Origin of the sequence: uncultured Amaricoccus sp., assembly GCF_937858865.1 — a bacterium.
Classification (GTDB): domain Bacteria; phylum Pseudomonadota; class Alphaproteobacteria; order Rhodobacterales; family Rhodobacteraceae; genus Amaricoccus.
Genome location: NZ_CALLYO010000103.1, coordinates 1 through 6,820, shown reverse-complemented (window position 1 = coordinate 6,820; position 6,820 = coordinate 1). Strand labels below are relative to the sequence as shown.

At 68.7% G+C, this 6,820-nt stretch carries 7 protein-coding genes; all 7 read left to right on the top strand.

Annotation, left to right across the window (positions count from 1 at the left end; translation table 11 throughout):
* Positions 1 to 690 (top strand): hypothetical protein (locus Q0112_RS02790; RefSeq protein ID WP_297971101.1); only part of this gene is annotated, 690 nt, incomplete at its 5' end.
* A gap of 81 nt (positions 691 to 771) precedes the next feature.
* Complete coding sequence (locus Q0112_RS02785) at positions 772 to 2,358, top strand: peptide ABC transporter substrate-binding protein (protein ID WP_297971099.1); 1,587 nt, start codon at positions 772 to 774, stop codon at positions 2,356 to 2,358.
* 57 nt (positions 2,359 to 2,415) lie between these two features.
* Positions 2,416 to 3,339, top strand: coding sequence for an ABC transporter permease subunit (locus Q0112_RS02780; protein ID WP_297971096.1), 924 nt, complete (start codon positions 2,416 to 2,418; stop codon positions 3,337 to 3,339).
* 9 nt (positions 3,340 to 3,348) lie between these two features.
* Entirely contained in the window at positions 3,349 to 4,476 is a 1,128-nt protein-coding gene (locus Q0112_RS02775) for an ABC transporter permease (protein WP_297971093.1), read from the top strand.
* Positions 4,477 to 4,489: 13 nt separating this feature from the next.
* A complete protein-coding gene (locus Q0112_RS02770; protein WP_297971104.1) occupies positions 4,490 to 6,097 on the top strand; it encodes an ABC transporter ATP-binding protein in 1,608 nt (535 codons plus the stop codon).
* A gap of 94 nt (positions 6,098 to 6,191) precedes the next feature.
* The gene (locus tag Q0112_RS02765; protein ID WP_297971091.1) at positions 6,192 to 6,539 is read left to right on the top strand and encodes a type II toxin-antitoxin system RelE/ParE family toxin; all 348 of its coding nucleotides are present in this window, start codon (positions 6,192 to 6,194) and stop codon (positions 6,537 to 6,539) included.
* A gap of 77 nt (positions 6,540 to 6,616) precedes the next feature.
* The coding region (locus Q0112_RS02760; protein ID WP_297971088.1) for a helix-turn-helix transcriptional regulator at positions 6,617 to 6,820 on the top strand (204 nt) is incomplete at its 3' end.

Sequence of the window (6,820 nt, the reverse complement as noted above, 5' to 3'; positions counted from 1 at the left end):
AGCGGCCTCGCCGACGGAGCGCCGGTCGCGATCGAGGAGTTCGTGGTCGGGCACGAGGGCTTCTACGACACGCTGACCGTGAACGGGCAGGTCGTCCACGACTTCGTCAGCCACTATTATCCGAACGTGCTCGAGGCGATGCGCACGCGCTGGATCTCGCCGCAGATCGTGGCGACGAACCGCATGGACGAGCCGGGCTACGACGAGGTCAGGGAGATGGGGCGGCGGGTCAGCCGCGCCCTGGGCATCGAGACGGCGCCGACGCACATGGAGTGGTTCTACGGGCCGAAGGGCCTGCGCTTCTCCGAGATCGGCTGCCGGCCGCCGGGGGTGGGGCAGTGGGACAGCTACTGCGCCGGCAACGAGATCGACCTCTACCGCGAGTGGGCGCTCGCGGTCTGCCACGGGCGGTCGGAGGTGCGGGCGTCCCGGCGCTACGCCTGCGGGATCATCGCGCTGCGCCCGGACCGCGACGGGCGGATCGCCGGCTACGAGGGCACGGAGGAGATCTTCCGCCAGTACGGCGAGAACGTCGTCGGCAGCCACTTCCCCGAGCCGGGCACGCCGACCCAGCCGGTCGAGGCCGGCTACATGGCCAACGCCTGGATGCGAGTCCGCCATCCCGACTACGACATCCTGCGCGCGATCCTGAACGACATCGGCGAGCGGGTGCGGGTCCGGGCGGCCTGAGGATAAGGCTTGTTGGGTCGGCATGCCGGTGCGACTATCGCCTGAGGCGAATTCACGAACAGCTGACGGGAGGCAGCGGTGATGATGCAACGAACTCTCGGCGCCGGACTTTTCGCGATGGGCATGCTCCTCGCGAGTACGGCGATCTCCTCGGCGCAGGTGGTGCTGGTGCGCGGCAACGACACCGACCCGGCGACCCTCGACCACCACAAGACCTCGACCATCTCCGAGTCGCGGGTGCTCAACGACCTCTACGACGGGCTCGTGACCCAGGACGCGGCCGGGAACGTCATCCCCGGCGCGGCGGAATCCTGGGAGATCTCCGAGGACGGCACCACCTACACCTTCCACATGCGGGAGGGCGGCAAGTGGTCGAACGGCGATCCGGTGACGTCCGACGACTTCCTCTTCGCCTTCCGGCGGATCATGGACCCGGCGACGGCGGCCGGCTACGCCTCGATCCTCTTCCCGATCCAGAACGCCGAGGCGGTGAACAAGGGCGAGATGCCGCTCGAGGAGCTGGGCGTTGCGGCGCCTGACCCGCAGACGCTCGTCTTCACCCTGAACGGGCCGACGCCCTATTTCCTCCAGCTCCTCACCCATCAGACCGGCAAGCCGCTGCACAAGGCGAGCGTGGAGGCGCTCGGCAACGACTTCACCAAGCCGGGGAACCTCGTCACCAACGGCGCCTTCCTGCTCGAGAGCTTCGTGCCGAACGACAAGATCGTGCTGAAGAAGAACCCGAACTACTACGACGCGGCGAACGTGAAGATCGACGAGGTGCAGTGGCTCCCCTTCGAGGACCGCTCGGCCTGTCTGCGCCGCTTCGAGGCCGGCGAGGTGCTGATCTGCGCCGACGTGCCGGCCGAGCAGATGGCCTACATGAAGGAGAAGCTGCCGAACCAGCTCAGGATCGCGCCCTATCTCGGCAGCTACTATCTGCCGGTGAAGACGACGAAGGAGAAGTTCGCCGACCCGCGGGTGCGGCAGGCGATCTCCATGCTGATCGACCGCGACTTCATCGCCGACGAGGTCTGGCAGGGAACGATGCTGCCGGCCTACTCGCTGGTGCCGCCGGGCATCGACAACTACGTCGCCGAGCCACCCGAGCTCGACTATGCCGGCGAGGATCTGCTCGACCGCGAGGACAAGGCGCTGGCGCTCTTCGAGGAGGCGGGGGTCGACCCGGCGACGCTGGAGATCCAGCTCAGCTACAACTCGTCGGAGAACCACCGCAACACCATGGCGGCGGTCGCCGACATGCTCTCGAACGTCGGCATCAAGTCGACGCTGAACGAGATGGAGGGGACGAACTACTTCAACTACCTGCGCGAGGACGGCGACTTCGACATCGTCCGCGCCGGCTGGATCGGCGACTATTCCGACCCGCAGAACTTCCTCTATCTCAACGAGTCGGGCGTCTCGTTCAACTACCCGAAATGGTCGAATCCCGATTACGACGCGAAGATGCGCGCCGCGGCCGAGACCACGGACCTCGGCGAACGGGCGGCGCTGCTGGCCGAGGCGGAGAAGATCTATCTGGCCGAGGTGCCGTCGATCCCCATCCTCTACTATTCGTCCCGCGCGCTCGTCTCCGACAGGGTGACGGGCTACGAGGACAACATCCTCGACGACCACTTCTCGCGCTGGCTATCGATCACGCAGTAGAGACACCCGCGGCGGGCCCCGCCCTGGCCCGCCGCCATTGCATCGGCGGGAGAAGCGATGCTGATCTACACGCTGCGAAGGCTGGCGAGTGCCGTCCCGACCGTCTTCGTCATCATCACGCTGACCTTCTTCATGATCCGCATGGCGCCGGGCGGGCCGTTCGACCTGGAGCGGCCGATCGACCCCCTGATCATGGCCAACCTCAACCGCGCCTACAATCTCGATGCGCCGCTCTGGTCGCAGTATCTCACCTACCTCTCGAACCTGCTGCACGGCGACCTCGGCCCGAGCTTCACCAAGCGCGACTTCTCGGTGAACGACCTCTTCGCCGTGGGCCTGCCGGTCTCGATCCTGCTCGGTAGCCTCGCGCTCCTCGTCGCCGTCGTCCTCGGCACCATCCTCGGCGCCTGGGCGGCGATCCGGCAGAACTCGGGCGTCGACTACGCGGTGGTCGGGCTCGCGACCTTCGGCATCACCACGCCCAACTTCGTGGTCGCACCGCTGCTCAGCCTGCTCTTCGGCGTTGTCCTCGGCTGGCTGCCGGCCGGCGGCTGGTCGAACGCCAACCCCGCCTACTGGGTCCTCCCCATAGTCACCCTCGCCCTGCCGCAGGTGGCGGTGATCGCCCGCCTGGTGCGCGGCTCGACGATCGAGGCGCTGCGCTCCAACCACGTGCGCACCGCCCGCGCCTACGGCCTGCCCACCCGCGTCGTCGTCGGCGTGCACGCGCTCCGCGCCGCCATGCTCCCCGCCGTCTCCTACCTCGGCCCGACGGCGGCGGGCCTCCTCACCGGCTCGGTGGTGGTCGAGACGATCTTCGGCATCCCCGGCATCGGCCGCTACTTCGTCCAGGGCGCCCTCGGCCGCGACTACACCCTCGTCATGGGCACCGTCGTCGTGATCGCCATCTTCGTCATCTTCTTCAACCTCGTGGTCGACCTCGTCTACGCCTGGCTCGACCCGAGGGTGCGCTACGACTGAGGGGGAGCCATGGTCGTCCAGCCGTTGCCGCTCGATGAACCGCCGCCCGTCGCCGGGCGCTCGCTCTGGCAGGACGCCTGGATCCGCCTGCGCCGCAACCGGGCGGCCGTGGCGAGCATGGTGGTGCTGGTGCTCCTCGCCCTCGTCGGCATCTTCGGGCCGGCGCTCTGGCCGCATCCCTACAACCGCGTCTACCCGCAGTTCGTCCGCGTGCCGGCCAGCCTCGAGGCCTATCCGCGCGCCGACACCATCCTGCCCGCCTTCGAGCGCGAGCTGCGGCGCACGCGGCTCGATGCCGGCCCGCCGGTGCTCGAGGGGAGCGAGATCACCGTCGAGGTGCGTGCGGACGAGGCGATCGACCCGCGCGTCCTGCGCTACTTCGAGCGCTCCGACCTCTTCTCCAACCCGCGCCTCGACCTCGCCGAGGACGGCAGGAGCGGGACGATCGCGGTCGATGTCCAGCGGCTGCACTTCTTCTTCGGCACCGACGCCATCGGGCGCGACCTCGTGGCGCGGATCATGATCGGCGTGCGCATATCCCTCGCCATCGGCATCCTCGCCTCCTTCATGGCACTCGTCCTCGGCGTCACCTACGGCGCCGTCTCCGGCTATCTCGGCGGGCGGGTCGACAACGTGATGATGCGCATCGTCGACATCCTCTACTCGCTCCCCTTCATCTTCTTCGTCATCCTGATGGTGGTCTTCTTCGGCCGCAGCCTCGTCATCATCTTCATCGCCATCGGCTTCACCGAATGGCTCGACATGGCCCGCATCGTCCGCGGCCAGACCCTCAGCCTGAAGCGGCAGGAGTTCGTGCAGGCGGCGGAGGCGCTCGGCGCGACCAGGCTCGGGATCCTGACGCGGCACATCATCCCGAACACCCTCGGGCCGGTGGTCGTCTTCGTCACCCTCCTCGTGCCGAAGGCGATCCTGCTCGAGAGCCTGCTCTCCTTCCTCGGCCTCGGCGTGCAGGATCCGCTGACCTCGCTCGGCCTGCTCATCTCCGAGGGGGCGGCCAACATGCGCGGCGCGCTCTGGCTGCTCATCTGGCCGGCGCTGACGCTGACCCTCATCCTCTTCGCGCTCAACTTCCTCGGCGACGGCCTGCGCGACTCGCTCGATCCGAAGGACCGCTGAGATGGAGCCCGGGATGGAGGCCGTGCTGAAGGTCAGGGGCCTCAGGGTCGAGTTCGAGACCAACGATGGCAGGGTCGAGGCGGTGAAGGGGATCGACCTCGACGTGATGCCGGGGGAGACGGTGGCGATCGTCGGCGAGTCGGGCTCGGGCAAGAGCCAGACGACGATGGCGATCATGGGGCTCCTCGCCTCGAACGGGAAGGCGAGCGGCTCGGCCCTCTACCGCGGTCGGGAGATGCTCGGCCTCCCCGACCGCGCGCTGAACGGCATCCGCGGCGAGAAGATCACCATGATCTTCCAGGAGCCGATGACCTCGCTCGACCCGCTCTACCGCATCGGCGCCCAGCTCGCCGAGCCGCTGCGCTTCCACCGCGGCCTCTCGAAGGCGGCGGCGCGGCCGCGGATCGTCGAGCTGCTGCGCCTCGTCGGCATCCCCGAGCCGGAGCGGCGCATCGACGCCTATCCGCACGAGCTCTCCGGCGGCCAGCGCCAGCGGGTGATGATCGCGATGGCGCTCGCCTGCGACCCCGACGTGCTGATCGCCGACGAGCCGACCACCGCCCTCGACGTGACGGTGCAGGCGCAGATCCTCGAGCTCCTCGCCAGCCTGCAGCAGCGGCTCGGCATGGCGATCGTCTTCATCACCCACGACCTCGGCATCGTGCAGCGCTTCGCCGACCGGGTCTACGTCATGCGCCGCGGCGAGGTGGTGGAGAGCGGGCCGACCGCGGCGCTCTTCGCCCGGCCGGAGCATCCCTATACCCGGATGCTGCTCGCCGCCGAGCCCGAGGGCACCAAGCCCGCGCCGCCGGCGGATGCGAAGGAGCTGATGGCCGGCGACGACGTGAAGGTGATCTTCCGCATCGGCGGCGGCCTCTTCTCCGCGGCGCACGAGATCCGGGCGGTGGACGGGGTGAGCGTGCACCTGCGCGAGGGGCAGACGATCGGCATCGTCGGCGAGTCGGGCTCGGGCAAGTCGACGCTCGGCCGCGCGCTGCTGCGCCTCCTGCCGAGCGAGGGGCGGATCGCCTACCTCGGCCGGCCGCTCGACCCCGACCCCGCGGCGATGCGGCCGCTCCGCAGCGAGCTGCAACTGGTCTTCCAGGACCCCTTCGGCTCGCTCAGCCCGCGCATGACCATCGGGCGGATCATCACCGAGGGCCTCCTCATCCACCGGCCCGGGCTCTCCGCGCGCGAGCGCGACCGGCTGGCCGGCGAGGCGCTGGCCGAGGTGGGGCTCGAGCCCGCGATGCGCAACCGCTATCCGCACGAATTCTCCGGCGGCCAGCGCCAGCGCATCGCCATCGCCCGCGCGATGATCCTGAAGCCGCGGGTCATCGTCCTCGACGAGCCGACGAGCGCGCTCGACCGCTCGGTGCAGAAGCAGGTGGTCGAGCTCCTGCGCGAGCTGCAGGCGAGGCACGGCCTCTCCTACCTCTTCATCAGCCACGACCTCGCCGTGGTGCGGGCGGTCTCGGACTATATCATCGTGATGAAGTCGGGCCGCATCGTCGAGGAGGGGCCGACCGAGGCGATCTTCGACCGGCCGCAGCAGGCCTACACCCGCACGCTGATGGCCGCCGCCCTCGACACCAAGCGCTTCCGCGAGGCGGCGGAATAGGGCCTTCTCCATCTGTCCTTTACCGATCCCTGCGCGAACTGGCGCCCGAGGTCGCGCGTCGCCTTGACAGTATGGATCAAAAAAGATACACGGGATGGCAAGGGCGAAGCGGCTGGCCGCCGCCTTCTGGCGGGCCGAGAACGGCGAGGAGCCGGTTCGGGTCTGGCTTCGATCGCTGTCGGTGCAGGACCGCAAGCTGATCGGCGCCGACATCATGGCGGTGGAATTCGGCTGGCCGATCGGCCTGCCACTCTGCCGGCCGATGCGCGCCGGGCTGTGGGAGGTTCGCACCGACCTGCCGCACGGCAGGACCGCACGGGTTCTCTTCTGCTTCCGGGAGGGGACGATGGTTCTGCTGCACGGTTTCGAGAAGAAGTCGCGGAAGGCGCCGCAGCACGAGATCGAACTGGCGACAAGGCGGATGAAAGGACTGGAAAGGTGAGTGTCGAGAAGGGCTCTGTCGGCTCGTCCTTCGAGGGGTTCCTCGAGGCGGAGGGCATTGCCGACGAGGTGGCCGAGATGGCGGTCAAGAAGGTTATCGCGGCCTCCCTCGAGCGACGGATGAAGGAACTCGGGATTTCCAAGGCGGCGATGGCGCGCCGTCTGGAGACGAGCCGCGCGCAGGTGAACCGTCTGCTCGATCCGGAGAACGACGGCGTGACCCTCAACTCGATCCGGCGCGCTGCGGGCGTCCTCGGCATGCGCGTCCGCCTGGAGCTGGTC

Bases quoted from the DNA above. Each gene is read 5' to 3' on its own strand.
- Q0112_RS02775 (WP_297971093.1), top strand. From the start codon at position 3,349: ATGGTCGTCCAGCCGTTGCCGCTCGATGAACCGCCGCCCGTCGCCGGG.
- Q0112_RS02770 (WP_297971104.1), top strand. From the start codon at position 4,490: ATGGAGGCCGTGCTGAAGGTCAGGGGCCTCAGGGTCGAGTTCGAGACC.
- Q0112_RS02785 (WP_297971099.1), top strand. From the start codon at position 772: ATGATGCAACGAACTCTCGGCGCCGGACTTTTCGCGATGGGCATGCTC.
- Q0112_RS02765 (WP_297971091.1), top strand. From the start codon at position 6,192: ATGGCAAGGGCGAAGCGGCTGGCCGCCGCCTTCTGGCGGGCCGAGAAC.
- Q0112_RS02780 (WP_297971096.1), top strand. From the start codon at position 2,416: ATGCTGATCTACACGCTGCGAAGGCTGGCGAGTGCCGTCCCGACCGTC.